This is a genomic window from Bradyrhizobium sp. AZCC 2262 (assembly GCF_036924535.1).
Lineage (GTDB): Bacteria > Pseudomonadota > Alphaproteobacteria > Rhizobiales > Xanthobacteraceae > Bradyrhizobium.
In genome coordinates this window covers 5,264,227-5,280,973 of record NZ_JAZHRT010000001.1, presented here as the reverse complement: position 1 = coordinate 5,280,973, position 16,747 = coordinate 5,264,227, and the positions used below count along the sequence as shown (strand labels likewise).

15 protein-coding genes and 1 pseudogene are annotated in these 16,747 nt (G+C 58.7%); 8 read left to right on the top strand and 8 right to left on the bottom strand.

Annotated features, from left to right (window positions below; all coding sequences use genetic code 11):
- Nucleotides 1–344: 344 nt before the first annotated feature.
- Nucleotides 345–779 (bottom strand): hypothetical protein, encoded by a 435-nt coding sequence (locus tag V1283_RS24890; protein ID WP_334389144.1) that lies wholly within the window; start codon nucleotides 777–779, stop codon nucleotides 345–347.
- 73 nt (nucleotides 780–852) lie between these two features.
- On the opposite strand from V1283_RS24890, the gene V1283_RS24885 reads away from it, so the two are divergent.
- Together V1283_RS24885 and V1283_RS24880 are read left to right on the top strand one after the other, a co-directional pair.
- Nucleotides 853–2,232: a sensor histidine kinase gene (locus tag V1283_RS24885; protein ID WP_334389142.1), complete on the top strand. Its 1,380-nt coding sequence runs from the start codon at nucleotides 853–855 to the stop codon at nucleotides 2,230–2,232.
- A gap of 164 nt (nucleotides 2,233–2,396) precedes the next feature.
- The gene (locus V1283_RS24880) at nucleotides 2,397–2,552 is read left to right on the top strand and encodes a hypothetical protein (protein WP_334389141.1); all 156 of its coding nucleotides are present in this window, start codon (nucleotides 2,397–2,399) and stop codon (nucleotides 2,550–2,552) included.
- A 282-nt stretch (nucleotides 2,553–2,834) separates the two neighbouring features.
- Here the strand turns inward: V1283_RS24880 and V1283_RS24875 are convergent, their stop codons facing one another.
- On the bottom strand, nucleotides 2,835–3,767 hold the full coding sequence (locus tag V1283_RS24875; protein WP_334393165.1) for a LysR family transcriptional regulator: 933 nt from the start codon (nucleotides 3,765–3,767) through the stop codon (nucleotides 2,835–2,837).
- 149 nt (nucleotides 3,768–3,916) lie between these two features.
- Here V1283_RS24875 and V1283_RS24870 point away from each other — a divergent pair, with 149 nt between their 5' ends.
- The 6 genes from V1283_RS24870 (at nucleotide 3,917) to V1283_RS24845 (ending at nucleotide 12,381) form a co-directional block, all read left to right on the top strand.
- On the top strand, nucleotides 3,917–4,762 hold the full coding sequence (locus V1283_RS24870; protein WP_334393164.1) for an SDR family NAD(P)-dependent oxidoreductase: 846 nt from the start codon (nucleotides 3,917–3,919) through the stop codon (nucleotides 4,760–4,762).
- Nucleotides 4,759–6,111, top strand: a complete 1,353-nt coding sequence (locus tag V1283_RS24865; protein ID WP_334389139.1) for an NAD(P)-binding domain-containing protein — start codon at nucleotides 4,759–4,761, stop codon at nucleotides 6,109–6,111. Before V1283_RS24870 ends, V1283_RS24865 begins: the two co-directional genes overlap by 4 nt.
- A gap of 252 nt (nucleotides 6,112–6,363) precedes the next feature.
- Nucleotides 6,364–7,392 carry an IS110 family transposase gene (locus V1283_RS24860; protein WP_334389138.1) on the top strand — a complete coding sequence of 343 codons (1,029 nt, stop codon included), beginning with the start codon at nucleotides 6,364–6,366 and terminating at the stop codon, nucleotides 7,390–7,392.
- Nucleotides 7,393–8,950: 1,558 nt separating this feature from the next.
- Nucleotides 8,951–10,453 carry an ATP-binding protein gene (locus V1283_RS24855; RefSeq protein ID WP_334393163.1) on the top strand — a complete coding sequence of 501 codons (1,503 nt, stop codon included), beginning with the start codon at nucleotides 8,951–8,953 and terminating at the stop codon, nucleotides 10,451–10,453.
- Between the two features lie 205 nt (nucleotides 10,454–10,658).
- Entirely contained in the window at nucleotides 10,659–11,126 is a 468-nt protein-coding gene (locus V1283_RS24850) for an MAPEG family protein (RefSeq protein WP_334389136.1), read from the top strand.
- A gap of 289 nt (nucleotides 11,127–11,415) precedes the next feature.
- The gene (locus V1283_RS24845) at nucleotides 11,416–12,381 is read left to right on the top strand and encodes a c-type cytochrome (protein WP_334389135.1); all 966 of its coding nucleotides are present in this window, start codon (nucleotides 11,416–11,418) and stop codon (nucleotides 12,379–12,381) included.
- A gap of 274 nt (nucleotides 12,382–12,655) precedes the next feature.
- Here the strand turns inward: V1283_RS24845 and aroE are convergent, their stop codons facing one another.
- The 6 genes and pseudogenes from aroE to V1283_RS24820 all read right to left on the bottom strand — a co-directional run bounded on the left by aroE (nucleotide 12,656) and on the right by V1283_RS24820 (nucleotide 16,586).
- The gene (aroE, locus tag V1283_RS24840) at nucleotides 12,656–13,480 is read right to left on the bottom strand and encodes a shikimate dehydrogenase (protein ID WP_334393162.1); all 825 of its coding nucleotides are present in this window, start codon (nucleotides 13,478–13,480) and stop codon (nucleotides 12,656–12,658) included.
- Between the two features lie 218 nt (nucleotides 13,481–13,698).
- Nucleotides 13,699–13,884: pseudogene (locus tag V1283_RS24835) on the bottom strand (hypothetical protein); the annotation flags it as partial.
- A gap of 46 nt (nucleotides 13,885–13,930) precedes the next feature.
- Nucleotides 13,931–14,236, bottom strand: a complete 306-nt coding sequence (locus V1283_RS24830; protein ID WP_334389133.1) for a hypothetical protein — start codon at nucleotides 14,234–14,236, stop codon at nucleotides 13,931–13,933.
- A complete protein-coding gene (locus V1283_RS44785) occupies nucleotides 14,184–14,450 on the bottom strand; it encodes a DUF5681 domain-containing protein (RefSeq protein WP_442895780.1) in 267 nt (88 codons plus the stop codon). Before V1283_RS44785 ends, V1283_RS24830 begins: the two co-directional genes overlap by 53 nt.
- Nucleotides 14,447–15,910 carry a site-specific DNA-methyltransferase gene (locus V1283_RS24825; RefSeq protein ID WP_334389131.1) on the bottom strand — a complete coding sequence of 488 codons (1,464 nt, stop codon included), beginning with the start codon at nucleotides 15,908–15,910 and terminating at the stop codon, nucleotides 14,447–14,449. The genes V1283_RS44785 and V1283_RS24825 overlap by 4 nt, the downstream gene beginning before the upstream one ends.
- A gap of 25 nt (nucleotides 15,911–15,935) precedes the next feature.
- Nucleotides 15,936–16,586 carry a hypothetical protein gene (locus V1283_RS24820; RefSeq protein WP_334389130.1) on the bottom strand — a complete coding sequence of 217 codons (651 nt, stop codon included), beginning with the start codon at nucleotides 16,584–16,586 and terminating at the stop codon, nucleotides 15,936–15,938.
- Nucleotides 16,587–16,747: the final 161 nt, after the last annotated feature.

Below are 16,747 nucleotides of genomic sequence, written 5' to 3'. Positions count from 1 at the left end.
GCAGAATTTAACTATTTTTTCAAAATCGTGATCAGATTGGACAAGTTCAGCGATTTAAATGCTCGTCCCGCTGCCGGCGGCATTTTCATGATCTCAGCGGAACGCCCAATAGCCGACAGTTTCTTAAAAGAAGCGCGGCTCGTTCAATAGCGTGTCCAGCGATGACGGCGATGGCAGGCGGATGTGCGATAGTCCGCTTTGCACAGCGAGCAGTCGCATTTGGCAGGCCGGGTATTGGCACCTTTCGGACGAGCCGCGCCACGCTGACGATGACCGTTGATAGGGGCGAAAGCGGACCTTGCGGTTGGGCGCATCGAGGTACGGAAGTGACCCGGAGCGGACATCTATCCTTCCGGGACACCCGCCATGAGCATGCCGCGAATGATGCGCTTGCGCTTGGCGAGGAGCACCGGATTGTCGTTCGATGTCTGGCGAAAGCGGCGGATGGTGACGCAAAGCGAAATTCCTGCCTTCGCGGCGACCCTCGCCTCATCCAACGAACCGAGCTGCGCTAGTGCAGCGGCGTGCTCAAAATTCGTAAGGGGCGGTTGGCTTCGGTGCTGCGGCGAACCAATCGACTGCGCTATCGTCTTCTGCAACTTGGCGAAACCAACCAGCATCAGCCGGTGGCCATGTTTTCTATTGGAGCAAGCGGCTGCGATGCAGGCCGTGCAAATGAACCCAGACAGCGCAAAGCACGCAAGGAGGCTTGGCTTGCCAGCAAAAAAACTCGCCCTGGGAGATCGAGCCTTGACAAGTGGAATTTCTGGGCTGAACATGTGCTCATTCCGTGGGCATATACTCAAGCCCTGGGGCCAACAGCGCCGAGGCGTCATCCTAAGGGAGCGCGCGATGTCCACCGCCCAGTACGGCCTCGAAACGCTCGCCGGCGACGTCGCCGCGGTGAAAAGCAGTTCTAAGCCCGAGGAACTGCTCCGCATGAACGGGAGTATCCACGAAGAGAGGACCACGTCTGAGCCGCAAGATCGGGTGACCGAACTCATCGAGCAACAGACGGCCATCTCGGAAGTGTTGCACGCCATTGCGAACTCGCCGCACGACTTGCAGCCCATCTTCGACGCCATCCTTGATAGCGCCACACGTCTCTGTCGAGCAGACGCAGGCAGCCTGCGTCTCTCCGAAGAAAGCGGCCTCCGTCGCGTGGCGATGCGAGGGGACCCTCTTTTTATTGGTCGGGCGTTGTCATCAGTCCCAGTGCTCGCAGAAAAGGGGGGCTGTCTGGGTCGATTAGCCACAAGCAGGTTACCCACCCACATCCCCGACATGCCAGCACTTAAAGGCGATCCTCGGGATGATTTTTGGATCACGGCGGCGGCGAACACAGGTCTTCGAACGGTGCTGGTTGTGCCGTTGCTCAATGACAATGAAATAGTCGGGATAATTAGTCTGAGCCGCAAACAGGTGCAGCCGTTCACCGACAGGCAGACTTCCTTATTCAGGGATTTCGCTGCGCAAGCCACCATTGCCTTGGAGAGCACCCGTCGCGAGCGGCAATATCGCGAGATGCAGAGCGAGCTGGCGCATGCCAACCGCGTCGCTACCATGGGCCAGCTCACCGCCTCGATTGCTCATGAAACCAAGCAGCCCATTACGGCAGCGCGCACATACGCCGCTGCTGCACTGCGGTTTTTAGACAAAAGCCCACCCGATGTGGCGGAGGTGAGGGGGGCGCTCACCTGCATCGTGGACCAGACCGCTCGAGCCTGCGACGTCGTCGACCGCACCGGGTCTCTGATCAAAAAGGCGCCACCCCGGAAAGAGGTCGTCGACCTCAATGCGGCGATCCTGGAAGTGACCGCCCTAACCCGCAGCGAAGCGATCAAAACCGGTGTCACGATGGGTACGCAACTGGCGGACGAGTTGCCACGCATCCAATGTGATCGGGTACAACTGCAACAAGTGATGTTGAACTTAATCCTCAACGCCATCCAGTCGATGAGTGGCGTTGAGGACGGCAACCGCGAATTACACATCAGCACCGTGAGCATCGAGCCGGAGGGCATGTGCGTTTCGGTGCGGGATACCGGCCATGGACTGCGCCCGGAGAGCCTGCCGCGTCTCTTTGAACCCTTCTACACGACGAAGCCCGACGGCATGGGCATGGGCCTCTCGATCTGCCGCTCGATCATCGAAGCCCATGGTGGGCGGCTGTGGGCGACCGGATGCGAGCCGCGGGGCGCTCTCTTTCAATTTACGATCCCCGCTGACTGAGCCGCTATCAGTAATCGATGTCCGTATGTGGCACTTTTGAGACATGCTCCCTGGCCCTGATGACGTCCGTTTACAGGGGAAGACCGGATGTAGTCGGCTGACGGCCAAAGTGAAGCGATTGACCCATTGGCGACGTCGACAATGACGGCGTCAAGAAGCGCGTGATGGTCGAATCCGATGAGGGATACCTCGGGTTCGTGGCCAACGCATCGATCAAGGAGATCCTCAAGGGGGGCATGAAAGCGCAGTGGTTCTTCGCAAATCCTTGGGGACACAAATCCGTCTCTGTCCCCTTCGATACGGGGCCGCTAATGCTCTGAATTTACTTGGCAGCTGAATAATGGACATAGCCGGATTTGGGGCTGGCTATTTCGGCAGCTGGTTATGACTCTGCCGCAAGTCGGACTATGCCGCATGATCGACCTTTATGGTCGGCATACCTCGTGTCGGCATGCGGCAATTCGGCATAATCTACCAGCTTCGCAAGAATCCACGACGGAGTCACAGCTTCCGAACTCGTCTCGGCCGTAGACGGTGCTGTTGCCTATGCCCGAAAGCAGACAGCACTGACGCCAGGCGGCCAGTTGATATTCGGCCTTGTGCTAGCCTGCTCTTCGTGGGCTTGTCCGCACAAAATCAATGAAGGCTCGCATGCCTGCGCTCAAATGCCGGTTCCGCGGATAATAGATTGCCAAACCGGGATAGGGCGGGGTCCAGTCCGCCAGAAGCTGGACAAGGCTTCCGGTCTCTAGATCACGAGCGGCCAGTGACCGTGTGATATAGCCCACGCCAAACCCGGCGCGCGCGGCACCCAAAATAAGGCGCGTGCTGTCAAACACCAGCCGCCCTTCGGTGGCAACGCTGAAGGCTTCTCCCCGGCGCTCAAATTCCCACCGGTATCGCGCGGCACCGGATAGACGGAGCTGAATGCATTCATGCGCATGCAGATCGGCCGGGGAGGAAAGATCCGGTGTGTCTTGCAGATATAAGGGCGCGGCAACGACGATATGTTGCTGCTCGGGGCCGACCGGAATGGCCACCATGTCTTCTGGCACGAGTTCCATCAGCCGCAGGCCGCAGTCAAATCCCCCGCTGGCGATATCGACCAAAGCGTCGTCGGCCCGGATATCGAGCCGCATATCCGGATGCTGCCTGAGGAATTCAATGAGCATGGGTTCCAGAATCTGCTCAGCAGCTCCTATGGAGGCATCGATGCGGATCGTCCCCGCGGGCCGGTCGCTATATCCTTCCAGCGCATCGAATGCCCTACCGATCTGACCAAGTGCAGGCTCCAAGGCTTCCGCAAAGCGCTCGCCCGCCTCGGTCAGCGAAACGTTGCGGGTCGTGCGAATGAAGAGTTGAACCTTGAGCCTAGCCTCCAGACCCGCAACCGAATGGCTGAGCGCCGAAGGACTGCTGCCGACTGACCGGGCCGCTGCACGAAAGCCACCATACTCGACCACGGCAAGGAACGCGGCAAGCTCCGCGGGAGCGAGGTTAGAGACTGTTCGATAAAGCTCACCATTACGTACCATATTCAACGACTACACCATACAGAATGGCACCGCTACCCTTTCTCAACACAGAGAAAGGAGACGTGAGAATGACCCGCATCAAAACGAGGTTTGGATTTTCCACGACAGCCGCCGAGGTTCTGGATGGCGTCGACCTGACCGGCAAGACGATGATCGTGACGGGCGGTGCCAGCGGCATCGGTATTGAAACCGTGCGGGCCCTATCGCAGGCCGGGGCTGCGGTGACCATCGCCGCCCGGCGTCCTGACGCGGCCGAGACGGTCGCAGCCGAACTGCGCGAGTCGACCGGCAACACCCCCATCGATGTCCGCGAACTTGATATTGCCGACCTGGCCTCGGTTCGCCGGTTCGTGTCGAATTGGAACCGACCGCTACACGGTCTCATCAACAACGCCGGGATCATGGCGCTGCCCGAGCTCGAGCGCAACAAGGATGGACGCGAACTTCAGTTCGCCACCAACTTTATCGGCCACTTCGCTTTGACGTTCGGCCTGCATCCGTGGCTCAAAGCTGCCAATGGGGCACGGGTGGTATCGGTATCTTCAACCGGTAGCCTCTGGAGCCCAATACTCTGGGACGATCCCGATTTCCGATTTATCCCCTACCATCCGTTCGTTGGCTACGGGCAATCGAAAACGGCCTGCATCCTGCTTTCCGTCGGGATTGCCCGCAAATGGAGCGTCGACAACATCGCTTCGAACTCACTCAACCCTGGCGCCATTGCCACTAATCTTCAGCGCCACACGGGAGGTCTCAAGACGCCCGAGCCCTACAGGAAGACACCGCAGCAGGGGGCCGCGACGTCTATTTTGCTGGCCGCATCGCCGGAGTTTGAAGGCGTTACAGGGCGCTATTTTGACGATTGCAACGAAGCCGAGATCGTCGATGAACGCCGCGAGCAACCCATCGGAACGGTTGCAGGCTATGCGCTCAATCCGAGCAACGCCGACCGGCTTTGGGCGATGGCGGAAAAGATGATCGGAGCGAATCAATGAGCAGGGCAGATGTCGGATTTATCGGCTTGGGAGATCAGGGTGCCCCAATGGCCGAGGCCCTTATCGGGGCGCATAGTCTCTATTTATGGGCGCGCCGCCCCGAGACGGTGCAACCCTTCGCCGGAACCGAGGCGCACGTTATGGAGACGGCGCAGGACGTTGCCCGCAAGGTCGAGGTCCTGTGCCTCTGCTTGCCAGGCGACGAGCAACTAATTTCCCTGCTGTTCGATCAGGGGCTGGCCAGCGAATTGCCGCATGGCGCGACCGTCATCAATCACGCCACCGGTGATCCAAAGGAAGCCGAGGCAGTTGCACAACGGCTGGCGGACTACGATCTAAATTACCTCGATGCTCCGGTCAGTGGCGGACGCCCCGGTGCGATTGCTCGCACCCTGACCTGCTTCATTGGGGGTGATGCAGCAACGCTCGCGGCGTGTGAGCCAGTTCTTTCCTGCTACAGCAATGCCGTTCGCCTCATGGGCAGTCCGGGCGCTGGGCAGATGACGAAGCTGCTCAACAACGCGCTCACCGTTTCAAACCTGCGCAACGTGGTCGAGGTGTTCGGTCTCGCACGCCAGGCGGGGGTCGATCTCGCGGCTTTGCAGGTGGCATTGGCAACTAGCAGCGGCGGCAGCTTCATCGTTCAGGCCGTCGGCAAACACGTTACGCCCGAGAAGGCCGAGCACATCGCGGAACTCAACCGCAAGGACGTTCGTGAGTTTGCCGAGGCCATGCGCCGTCAGGAGCTGGATCCCGACACCATCCTCGATTGGGCGATTGCCGGAGCTGATGGGCTGGCAGACTTGGTGGAATTACTCGCGGCTCGTTCAATGGCGTGTCCAGCGCAACGCCCACCGCGACCAGCAAGGAACTCCCTCCGTCAATTCCATCTTCACCCCCGTGCGCTTCGCCCAGCGCGTTCCGGCCCGGAGGACTGCAACGGTACAAGCCAAATGGAGCATAAGCAGACTATGTCTAGCAGTGATCTTCATAGAACGCTGAGATTTGGTCCGTTTGAGCTTTTGAGTAGCGAGAGGGTGCTGCGGCGCGCCGGTGTCACGCTTTCCCTTGGCAGTCGGGCGTTCGATATTTTGGTCTATCTCGCCGAACGTCCAGGCAAAGTCATCGGAAAGAAGGAGCTTATCGATCATGTCTGGTCGGACGTCACCGTGGAGGAGGTCAGCCTCCGGGTTCACGTGGCCGCCATCCGCAAAGCGCTCGAGGATGGCCAATTCGGCAACCGATATATAGCAAGCGTTAAAGGAAGAGGCTACTCGTTCATAGAATCGGTCGTCGTCTCGAAGACAGCGCGGAACAGAGGCCCGATCAGCGGTGATCTTGGCCGCTGACGTGTTCGGCTACTCTCCCTTGTTGCAACACGCTGACGAAGTGACCTACGTCGAGTTCGAGCGTCTCAAACGAGAATTGATTTGTGCCTAGCCTGTCCCGTCACGAAGGACGACTCATCAACGGGTGACGGCGCCCTCGCTGAGTTCGCGAGTCCTTGTCTGCTGTTGATGCTGTGGACGGCTCCTCCACCGGCACATCGGTGCCATGGATGTGGGCGCTGTTAAGGCTCCCACGATTCAGAGGAGCGAGCCATGCAGACGATGACGACAATCGGTTTAGATATCGCCAAGTCGGTTTTCCAGGTTCACGGCGTTGACGCTGGCGGACAGGTGATTGTTCGCCGGCAACTGAAACGTCGCTATGTCTTGACGTTCTTCCAGAAGCTGTCGCCATGTCTTGTCGGTATCGAAGCCTGCGGCTCGGCGCACCATTGGTCGCGCGAGCTCCAGGCACTGGGTCATACCGTGCGGTTGATGCCGCCGGCCTATGTGAAGCCCTACGCCAAGCGGCAGAAGAATGACGCGACTGACGCAGAGGCCATTTGTGAGGCGGTCACCAGGGCCAACATGCGGTTCGTGCCGACCAAGACCGCCGAGCAGCAGAGCGGTCTGGTGCTGCACCGCGCCCGCCATTTGTTCGTCCGCCAGCAGACCTCGGTGATTAATGCAATCCGGGCCCATCTTGCCGAGTTCGGGATCGTTGCGCCGGGTCGTCACGGTGTCGAGGAACTGCTCAATGTCGTCACCGATCCGAACGACAAGCGAGTTCCGGACATAGCTCGTGCGTGTCTTTCGGCACTCGGGGATCAACTGCAAAGCAACAAGCAGCAGATACTGGAGTTCGACCGGTTGATCAGGGCCTGGCACCGATCCAACGAGATGAGCATGAGGCTCGAGGCAGCCCCCGGCCTCGGTCCGGTACTGGCCACCGCTTTGGTCGCTGCCGTTGCTGATCCAAAGTCCTTCCGATCAGGGCGCAACTTCTCGGCCTGGATCGGTATGGTGCCGAAACAGCACTCCAGTGGAGGCAAGAACAGGCTCGGCAATATAAGCAAGCAAGGTGACCGCTATCTGCGCGGCCTGTTCGTGGCCGGCGCGCTTTCTGTCATCCGCTACGCCAAGGTCCATGGCACCAAACATCGGCCCTGGCTTACGGCGTTGCTGGCCAGGCGGCCGACCAAGGTTGCGGCTATCGCGCTCGCCAACAAGATCGCGCGGATGGTCTGGGCCATGATGGCCACGGGCGAGCGATGCAACGAACCCGTCGCGCTTGCGCGATAAACGAGATCGCTCCGGGCAACTGGCGCGATGTGAAGGTTGGGAGGGCGAACAGCACGTAATGCAGAGCCGGTCGATCGGCGATCAGGACAACCCACATGTGCCAAGGCATTCTTGAATGCGAGTTGTTGGTAGGGACCTGATCCGCGGAGGGCATTATGGCCAGCGGTCAAGTGAACCGCATCAAAAGGCCGAACACATGGCTGCAACGACCAATGCTGCAAAACCGTGAAGAAAGCTCTTGCCAAACCGGAGCCGTCCACACATGGCACATCGCGTCATTTCGCTGCGCCGCAGGATTTGGTCGCTATCGGGGCATAGCGGACATTGAGTAGGACACACCGCAATCTCGATCTATGAGAACGGTGGCACGGCTCATCGCTAAAGTTTAGGCTAAGAGCTTGAGACTTTTGCTGCCCTTGGGGACAGGTCGCGGGTGATCTTACTCTTTCTGATCGGGCGTGATTGATCCGGTCGCTTCCTCAGGCAAGGCTTGCTTTTCCGTCGTGGTTGTCGAGCCCCTAAGCTCTGACCCTACGCAATCACCAGCCCAAAGCTTTGTGCCCCGGACCGTTCCAACGAGTTTGCAGCCCATCGGCGCTCCAGGCTTTACCTGAGCCAGCGGCTTACCTACTTTGGGCGGCGCACTCTGAGCGAATACAGTGCCCGAAAAGCAGATAGCAACGAGAATGATTAGCGACCTCATCGTCAATTCACCTGTTTTGCCTCACGACAGCCCCGGCTGATTTCAGAAAGTATCCCGCAGAGCATTCGCGCTCTGCGGGCCGCGCCGCCGGGGTCCTCAAAATTGATTGTTTACCGAATGACCCAGCCCCGGTCTTTCACAAGCTTGCATCGAGCGGGTCGGAGTGCGTGCGCAAAATTGCGTTCCCTCAAAAGGAACAAAAAAGATGTTGCCGGGAGAGCACGGCGGGCCATGTTCGCGCGGATCGGTACGGTTACGGATTTCACAGCCGGGACGTTAAGAGAAAGCGCGAATTAAGTCGGACGTGTTGCTTCCCCTGCAACTGCAACCACAGATTTTTTTGCACCTGATATCCTCGATAAGTGCGGTCGCGCGGTCCCCGCAGGAACTCACGCCCTCTAAAGGACCCTGCGCCCGATTACGGAGGGACCGCCATCCTTCGACGGTCCACGCCAGTGCTCGCGCCGCCTCGCACCGACTTCGACGCGACCGTGTCAGCGTCACCCGGACACCGACCCGTGACGATGCCCGCTTACGGGGGAAGATCGGAAGTCGCGGGCAGACCGTCAAAATGGCGCGAATGACCCACAGCGGAAGTTGGATGTTTGGCCGCACCTTCGGTTTGGACGGCCGTGAGAGCTATCGCAAGCTGCGGTTGGTTCCGTTATGTTGCCCTCACCGTCAAAGCCGAGGAACCGTTCCGCATGAACGAGAGCATCCACGGAGAATGTGCCGCTTCTGAGCTGCAAGATCAGTTAACCGAGCTCCGAGGTCGGGTGACCGGACTCATCGAGCAACAGACGGCCATCTCGGAAGTGCTGCGCGCTGGCTCATGAATGAGGCAAGTCATGGAGCATCGGGACCCTCCATCGCCGACAACCATGCCGACAATTCTCGCGGTGCGGCATTGCAGTTCTGTCCGTAGCAATCGCAATCGGGTTGGATTTCTTCCTGCTCCGGCATTTCGAGGCTATTTTGACGCCGTTCCTGCTCGCGGTCGCCGCGACCGTTTGGTACGCGGGGACCGGGCCGGGCGTGCTCGCCATTGTCCTTTCAGTCCTCAGCCTTAATTACTTCTTCCTGCTTCCGTTTTTTTCCTTCAGCCCGATCAGCTATACCGATCTGGTCTATCTGACCTTTTGCATATTTTGCGCCCTGGCGGTCGGCTGGGTCAGCGGCGTGCGACGACGGGCAGAGCAGGAGCTTCGTCAGGCCCGCGAAGAGTTGGAGGCCACAGTAGCGGAACGGACCGCCAGCTTACAGCGGAGCGAGCGATATTTGGCAGAAGCACAGAGGCTGACTCACTGCGGTGTGACGGCCTACAAGGGCTCGAGAATTTTCTTTGGGTCGGAAGAGATTTACCGCATCTGGGGGTTTGATCCGGCGCAGGGTGTTCCAAGCCGCAAAGATGCGCTGCAACGGATTCACCCCGACGACCGTGATCGATTAAACGCAGAGGTTGCGTGCGCGGTGGGGGAGAAGAAACGTTACTCGACCGCGTTCAGAATCGTGCTGCCCGATGGAACGGTGAAACACCTCGAATCAATCGGCCAACCAGTGTTCTCAACAAATGGGGAACTGGTCGAGGTGGTCGATACAGAGATCGACGTGACAGAACGCAAGCGGGCCGAAGAAGCATATCGCGAGGCGCAACTGGAACTCGCGCACGCCAACCGCGTCGCGTCGATGGGCCAGTTGACGGCCTCGATCACCCATGAAGTGAATCAGCCGATCACCGCGGCAATCACCTACGCGCTGGCCGCTCGGCGTTTCCTAAAAGCGGAGCCACCAAATTTTCATGAGGTCGATGACGCGCTCTCTCTGATTGTCAAGGAAGGGAATCGCGCAGGCGAGGTCGTCGAGCGAGTTCGTGCGCTCATTAAAAAGGCGCCCGCACGAAAGGACGCCGTCGCGATTGACGATGCTATCCTTGAGGTTATTGCTCTCACCCGTGCGGAGGCCGCAAACAATAGCGTGTCGGTGCGGACGCAATTTGCGGAGGGCATGCCGCCTGTCCAGGGTGATCGGGTGCAACTGCAACAAGTGATGTTGAATTTGATCCTCAATGCCATCCAGTCGATGAGTGGCGTTGCGGACGGCAACCGCGAATTGCAGATCAGCATCGATGCCGTTCCGTCCGAAGGTAGCGTGCGCGTCGGGGTGCGGGACACCGGCCCGGGCCTGAGCCCGGAGAGCATCCCGCGTCTGTTCGAGCCATTCTACACTACCAAACCCGAGGGCATGGGCATGGGCTTATCAATATGCCGCTCGATCATCGAGGCTCATGGTGGGCGGCTGTGCGCGATCCCGTGCGAACCGCAAGGTGCTCTCTTTCAGTTTACGATCCCCGCTGACTGAACCGCCATCCGTGATCGATGTCGCCTATTGGCACTTTTCGGACGTCACAACTGGCCGCAGAAATGTCTGCTGTTGGGGGAAGAGCGGAAGTCGCGATTGCGTCGCCGGACTTCCGAGTCTGACCCACAGCGGACATTCGGACCCTAGCCGACGCGCCCTTTCGTGTGATTGAATAGTCGGGATCGTCGGAACGCGAAGGCGGCCTATGGACAAACTCAGCTTTCAAAATGCCCTTTTCAATACCTATGCAATCGCTGCCTGTATAATGATTCTCAAAGCCGTCATGATGTCGTGGTTGACGGTTGCTCGGATGATGCAGGTAAACGGCGGGTTTCGCTCGCCGGAGGACATCAAGAAGACGATCCTCAACCCCAATCCGAATGCTGAACAACTGGCGCCCAATGAATATGTGGATCGCATCCGGAGGATTCAGCTGAACGATCTTGAAAATCTGCCGTTCTTCTTGGCGGCTGGATTTCTCTTCATCTTGACCGAGCCATCCATAACGCTCGCCCAATGGCTGCTGTATGGCTACGTCACTTCTCGGCTGTTGCATTTTGCCGCCTATTTCACAGCAAGGACTCACGATACACGCGCAACGCTCTGGACGGTCGGGTCTCTGATCCTGATCTTTATGAGTTGCTGGACGCTGTTTGTTGCATTCCGTCAGTGACTTTGGCAGCTTTTGGCACTTTCCGGCCATGCCGGGCGAGCCGATGAATGTCGGCTCCTGACGCTACAACGGACCTGCCGTTCAAACGGGCCAACTTCGGCTTGTGACCCAACCCAGACATACTTGGTGTCGTGCTTGACCGAATAGATGAATGACCCTGGTCGCGTCGAACGCGGCGGGGGTTCACAGCAACGCCGAGATCAAACGTCGCAGTTGAATGGCTTGCCCGGAGTTCATGGGTGAGGCAAGCTCCCCTTAGCTGCCGGCTCGGACAGTCGGGGAACTGAAAATGAGGATTGTTCCCGCGCTGCTCTCGTCTGTGATCGTTTGTGGCTTGCTCGCGATGCGGATGGCGACCGCCGCAGACGGTCCTCCCGCTTGGGCCTATACGCCGAACAATCCCGACTACAAGCCTCCCGTCGATGACGGAAAGCCAGTTCGCGTGCCAGACAGCACGGCCGGCTATACCTGGAGCCAGTTGCGTGATCGTTTCATTGCGCCGGTTTGGCACCCCAGCGACCACGGCGCGCTGCCGGACATCGTCGCGAACGGCCGCAAACCCGGTGTGTTCGCATGCGGATATTGTCACCGCGCCACCGGGCCTGGTGGCCCGGAAAACGCGGACCTTGCAGGGCTGCCGAAGAGCTACATCATCCAGCAGATGGCCGACTACAAGAGCGGGGCGCGTGGTACAGCCCTCCCCGAGCGAATTCCGCCAAAGCTAATGATCGAGCTTTCTAAGCCGATCACTGACGCCGAAATCGAAGCCGCGGCAGCCTACTTTTCGGCCTTGCAGCCGCGCAAACGCATCAAGGTGGTCGAGAGCGACACCGCGCCGAAAAGTTACATCGCGGCGTTCCTCTGGGCAGCGGTGGAGGGCGGTGAACGTGAGCCGCTTGGGCAACGCATTCTCGAAATCCCCGACGACCTGCACCGTTTCGAGAGCCGCGATCCGCGTTCGACCTTCACTGCCTATGTGCCGGTCGGCAGCCTAGCGAAAGGCGAGGCACTGGTGAAAGGCGAGTCGGGAAAGACGATCGTATGCGGCACGTGCCACGGGCCGGAGCTCAAGGGGCTCGGGCCATTGCCGAGCATCGCCGGCCGCTCACCGAGCTACATGTTCCGGCAGCTCTATGACTTCCAGCACGGCGCCCGAACGGGAGAATGGAGCCCGTTAATGGCCCAAGTCGTAGCCAATCTCGACGAGCAGGACCTTCTCGCGATTGTAGCGTACCTTGCATCTCGCGATCCGTGAGCGGGCATGAAACCGCGCCACGCCATCACCGGGACAAGGTCATGCTTAGGAGCGTCGGCCCCAACGCCTGAATGTGCTTTGAGTAGGCATCGGAGGCGCCGGCCGTATAGTCTGGCGGCTCGCGTCGCATCGCTCTCTTCATAGAGGGGCATGTGCGGTCCGGTTCTGGCACTTTTCGGACGTGCTGCGGCAGTCTTCCGGTGTCCGCTGTTGGGGGTTGAACAGACCTAAATCAGCTGCGCTCGAAGGTCGCCTTTTGACCCAAAGCCGACATTCACGTCAACGGGACAGTCAGTTTAGCAATAACCTCGGCTGTTGCCGGCCTTACCCCGCGCCACCAAGCGAAAGCCTCGGCGGCTTGCTCGACGAGCATGCCGACGCCGTCGCAAACTCGGGCGACGCCCGATTCGCGGGCAAGGCGCAAGAATGGGGTCAACCCCTTGCCATAGGCGAGTTCGTAGGCGAGCGAGGCATTACTGAAGAGGTTTGCTGAGACCGGGAGAGCTTCGCCCCGCAAGCTCGCCGACGTGGCGTTGATCACGACATCATAGCGTTCCGCATCCTTTAGTCTGTCATAACCGCTCGCGATGACCGAGCCATACGAGCCAAAGGCTTCAGCGAGCGACCGCGCTTTCTCAAACGTCCGATTTATGATCACAAGCTCTGCCGGTCTGGCTTCCAAAAAGGGCAGCAAGGCGCCGCGCGCCGCACCACCTGACCCCAACAGTAAGACGCGCTTGCCTTGCAGGGGAATGCCTTGGTTGTATTCGATATCACGCAACAGGCCGACGCCGTCAAAGTTGTCAGCCTCGACCACATCGCCAACGAAGGACATCGCATTGGTGGCACCCGCAAGACGCGCGCGGTCGAGCAACTTGGTTGCATAGGAAAAGGCATCGAGCTTGAACGGTGCGGTGATGTTCAAGCCGCGTGCGCCCTTGTGGCGGAAGGCGTCTACAGCTGCCGCGAAGCCCCCTTCGGGGGCCTCGATCGCCGTATATTCGAGCTCTTGGCCGGTCTGCTGTGCGAATGCACGATGGATCAGAGGCGACTTGGAGTGGCCGATGGGATTGCCGATGACGGCGTATCGATCAGTCATGGTCAAGTTGCCTTTCTGCCAAAGTGCTTGGCGACGGCCGGTTCCGCGTACAGCACGCCGTCGGGAACACGTTCATATCATGCGAAATCAAGGATGTCGGCTTCTGGCACTTTTGAGACGTGCCGACGGTCCGCGACTATGTCTGCTTGTGGGGTTAGACCGGAAGCGAGCTGCACGCGGTCAATACGACGCGAATGCCAACAAGCGACATAGTGCGATCAAAAACGACCCGCCAACGTGAGGCGAACCGCCAGCGGTTCGGCGGGATGAACGTGACGGTCGGCAACACCGTCAATCGGCTCGCCCGGTAATCGCGACAGATAGTAATATTCGATTTGGTTGGTCTTCGCGTTGAAGAGGTTGAGCACATCGAGCTGCAGCCGTAGGCCGTTGTCGAACCGGTAGCTGCAGAGGCACAACGCTCAAATGCGCCCATCACCGAGCACCGCCCTAGCTGCTCGCCAATTCTCTCTGCACCGCCTGCAGGAGCCTGTCGGCAAGAGCGGTATTGATGCCCTGCTCCGGTCGTCCTGCTGCCAGCGTCTTGATCAGTTCGGCCTGCCGCTGCTCAGAAACCGGCCCATAGCTGGAAAACGTTGTAAGCACCCCCTCATGCCCCAGGTTCTGCCAGGCTTTGAACTCCTCCGGGTTTCGACAAGTCCGCTCCCCCAAAACCGCAAGCGCGTGACGAAAGCTGTGCGGATTAAAGCCGTGCATGCCCACGCCCTCGAATAGCCGCTTGAAGATCTTTTGCACGGCGTCTGCGCTGGCCCAATGCGTGCGCGCCAACCCGAATTTTCTGCCGAAGAGCTTCGCTCAGCAGTGCGAACATGGCAGGCATGGGTTTTGAGCGCCGCGACGGCCTGCCGTTCGGGTTTCCGCTTTGGCCTGGCTTAAAACGCCCGGCCACAGGGGGGCGCCCATAGCCAACCTCGTACCGGCCTTGGATAGGCTTTGATCGTTTTTTCATCTTGAATCCCGGCTCTTCCTTGTTACCTCACCGTTGCGGGACCGAGCCAGTTCGTCAAAAGTTTGCCCGCTCTCATCTAAAATGGCGTCCTTTTTCGTCGAGCGCTGCCACCGGCGTATCGCCACATCGGCATAACGCGGGTCGATCTCAATGCAGTAAGCCCTTCGTCCGACCTGTTCGGCAGCCATGATTGTGCTGCCCGAGCCACAAAAGCTGTCAAGTATAATCGAACCTCGCCGCGAACAGTCCTTCATTGCGTCGGCGATCATGTCGACGGGCTTGACAGTCGGGTGCATCTTTAGATCGTCCATCCGACCCGCTCGAAAGGAGTTGACCCCTGCATAGTTCCAGACGTTCGTCCGTGTTCGGCCGTTCTGTCCCAATCCAAACGTATTGATATGAGGGGCTTTGCCCTTCTTGTAAACAAAGACAAATTCGTGAGCGCTTCTGTAGAAACTGCCTTGCCCGCCGTTGGACTTGACCCAAACGCAGATGTTCTTCAGCTCGCCAAAAACAGCGGCCCCCGCATCCAACATTTCCGGGCTGTGCCGCCAATCCATGCAGACGTAGACGATGCCTCCATCCCGAACAAAGCCCCCGCAGCTGCCAAGCGAATCCTTCAGGAATTGAACGAATTGAGGAGACGTCAATTCGCCCGACGCTTGCGTGAATTCTCGGTACTTGATCTTGCCGTGACCCGCGGCGTTGCCTTGAAGGGGTACATTGTAGGGCGGATCGAGAAAGGCCATTTCGGCGATTTCAGATCCCATGAGCCGGCCATAGACATTCTTCTCGCGAGCATCGCCAACGATGAGGCGGTGTTTTCCGAGGTGATACAGATCGCCAACTCTTGCCGTCGCATCCGGTGCAATTTCGGGGATTTCGTCTTTGGAATTTTGGGTTTTAGTGAAGTCGCCGAAAATGGCGTCTACTTCATCCGGCTCAAAGCCGGTGATGCTCAAGTCAAGGCCGATCTCCGGGAGCGCGATCTGTAGTTCGTTGAGTTCGATCGCCAGAAGCTCTTTGTCCCAGCCCGCACTTTCCGCGATTCGATTGTCGGCTAACATATAGGCGCGCAGCTCGATTTCGCTGAGATCCGTAATTCGGAGAACGGGAACAGCCTTCAAACCAAGCAGCTTGGCAGCCGCGAAACGGCCATGACCGGCGACAATCCGATTGCGGCTGTCGATAGCGATTGGAAAAGTGAATCCAAATCGCACAATTGAATTTGCCACGCTCTCGATCTGCTTCTTTGAATGCGTTCGCGCGTTCCGGTTCGCAGACTTGAGACAGCTCAGCGGAAGCATTTCGATCTGGCGCGCGCCAGATCGTTCCACGACCTTCCCGTCGTCGCCGGGGCCATGTGAGACAGTTCGGTCCTCTGCCGCCGCCATCGTATTTGAAACCTTTGAAAAGGTTTCATTAACTCGCAGTTCTGGAAACTCTTTATTCGCGTTCATATTCATACGACACCGTGGATTTGCTTCAGCTTTTGCGGCCGCGACTTTGCGGGGTTGTTCGCGCGAGGGCTTGCGCCAGGTCGTGCGCGAGAACGGTCAGTTCAAACATGCTCGAACCGCCTCCTTTGCCCTTGGTCTTATCGCGAACCCATCGGATTGCGGAGCTGAGATCAGACTGGACAGAGCACGCATAGGGCTCCGTTTCCTGTGCTGCTCCGAGCCCGTGATGGGACACGATGACCAGAAAAGAGGGCCTGGAGGTGTCGAACGCCGGAGATCCGAGTAGCTGCGTGCGTTTGATTTCCTTGGGATCGAGAAGGGTTTTTCGATCGATTCGCAGGATACGATCATGTTCTTTCTCCAGGGCCGGCCTGACTTGCCGCAAAATTGAAACCGCAAAGCGCTGTGGCCAATTGTGCTGCATCAGCTGTAAGCCAAGCGCCAACGCGAATGTCTCGTACCCAGAAAACCAGACTTCGAACCCGCTGCCTGGTGTGGCATCCCTGAAAAAGGCGAAGTTTGTCTTCCCGGGATCGTTGGCGCGTGGATTACGCCCGAGCCCCCGGTCAGTTTCGAGGAGGCGTTTCATGCGCGTCTTCAATCCCGAACTCGGAGCACCGCGGTCCGGTTCGACCAAATGCGCGATCGCCAGCTCAGCCTGGTTACGCTTGTACATTGAGACCTTCTTACAGGTTTCAATAAAGCTCTGTCAATGTCGTTTCGAATGCACTTGTCAATATGCCTTCAACGATGGTCAAAAGCGCGACACGGTCCAGGCGCAGACACCGAATATTTTGGGAAACTGCGCGCTTCCAGATTCCTTGGACTATCCGCGAC

Bases quoted from the DNA above. Each gene is read 5' to 3' on its own strand.
- V1283_RS24850 (WP_334389136.1), top strand. From the start codon at position 10,659: ATGGACAAACTCAGCTTTCAAAATGCCCTTTTCAATACCTATGCAATC.
- aroE (WP_334393162.1), bottom strand. From the start codon at position 13,480: ATGACTGATCGATACGCCGTCATCGGCAATCCCATCGGCCACTCCAAG.
- V1283_RS24870 (WP_334393164.1), top strand. From the start codon at position 3,917: ATGATCGTGACGGGCGGTGCCAGCGGCATCGGTATTGAAACCGTGCGG.
- V1283_RS44785 (WP_442895780.1), bottom strand. From the start codon at position 14,450: ATGAAAAAACGATCAAAGCCTATCCAAGGCCGGTACGAGGTTGGCTAT.
- V1283_RS24865 (WP_334389139.1), top strand. From the start codon at position 4,759: ATGAGCAGGGCAGATGTCGGATTTATCGGCTTGGGAGATCAGGGTGCC.
- V1283_RS24885 (WP_334389142.1), top strand. From the start codon at position 853: ATGTCCACCGCCCAGTACGGCCTCGAAACGCTCGCCGGCGACGTCGCC.
- V1283_RS24860 (WP_334389138.1), top strand. From the start codon at position 6,364: ATGCAGACGATGACGACAATCGGTTTAGATATCGCCAAGTCGGTTTTC.
- V1283_RS24880 (WP_334389141.1), top strand. From the start codon at position 2,397: ATGGTCGAATCCGATGAGGGATACCTCGGGTTCGTGGCCAACGCATCG.
- V1283_RS24875 (WP_334393165.1), bottom strand. From the start codon at position 3,767: ATGGTACGTAATGGTGAGCTTTATCGAACAGTCTCTAACCTCGCTCCC.
- V1283_RS24890 (WP_334389144.1), bottom strand. From the start codon at position 779: ATGTTCAGCCCAGAAATTCCACTTGTCAAGGCTCGATCTCCCAGGGCG.
- V1283_RS24845 (WP_334389135.1), top strand. From the start codon at position 11,416: ATGAGGATTGTTCCCGCGCTGCTCTCGTCTGTGATCGTTTGTGGCTTG.
- V1283_RS24825 (WP_334389131.1), bottom strand. From the start codon at position 15,910: ATGAACGCGAATAAAGAGTTTCCAGAACTGCGAGTTAATGAAACCTTT.
- V1283_RS24820 (WP_334389130.1), bottom strand. From the start codon at position 16,586: ATGTACAAGCGTAACCAGGCTGAGCTGGCGATCGCGCATTTGGTCGAA.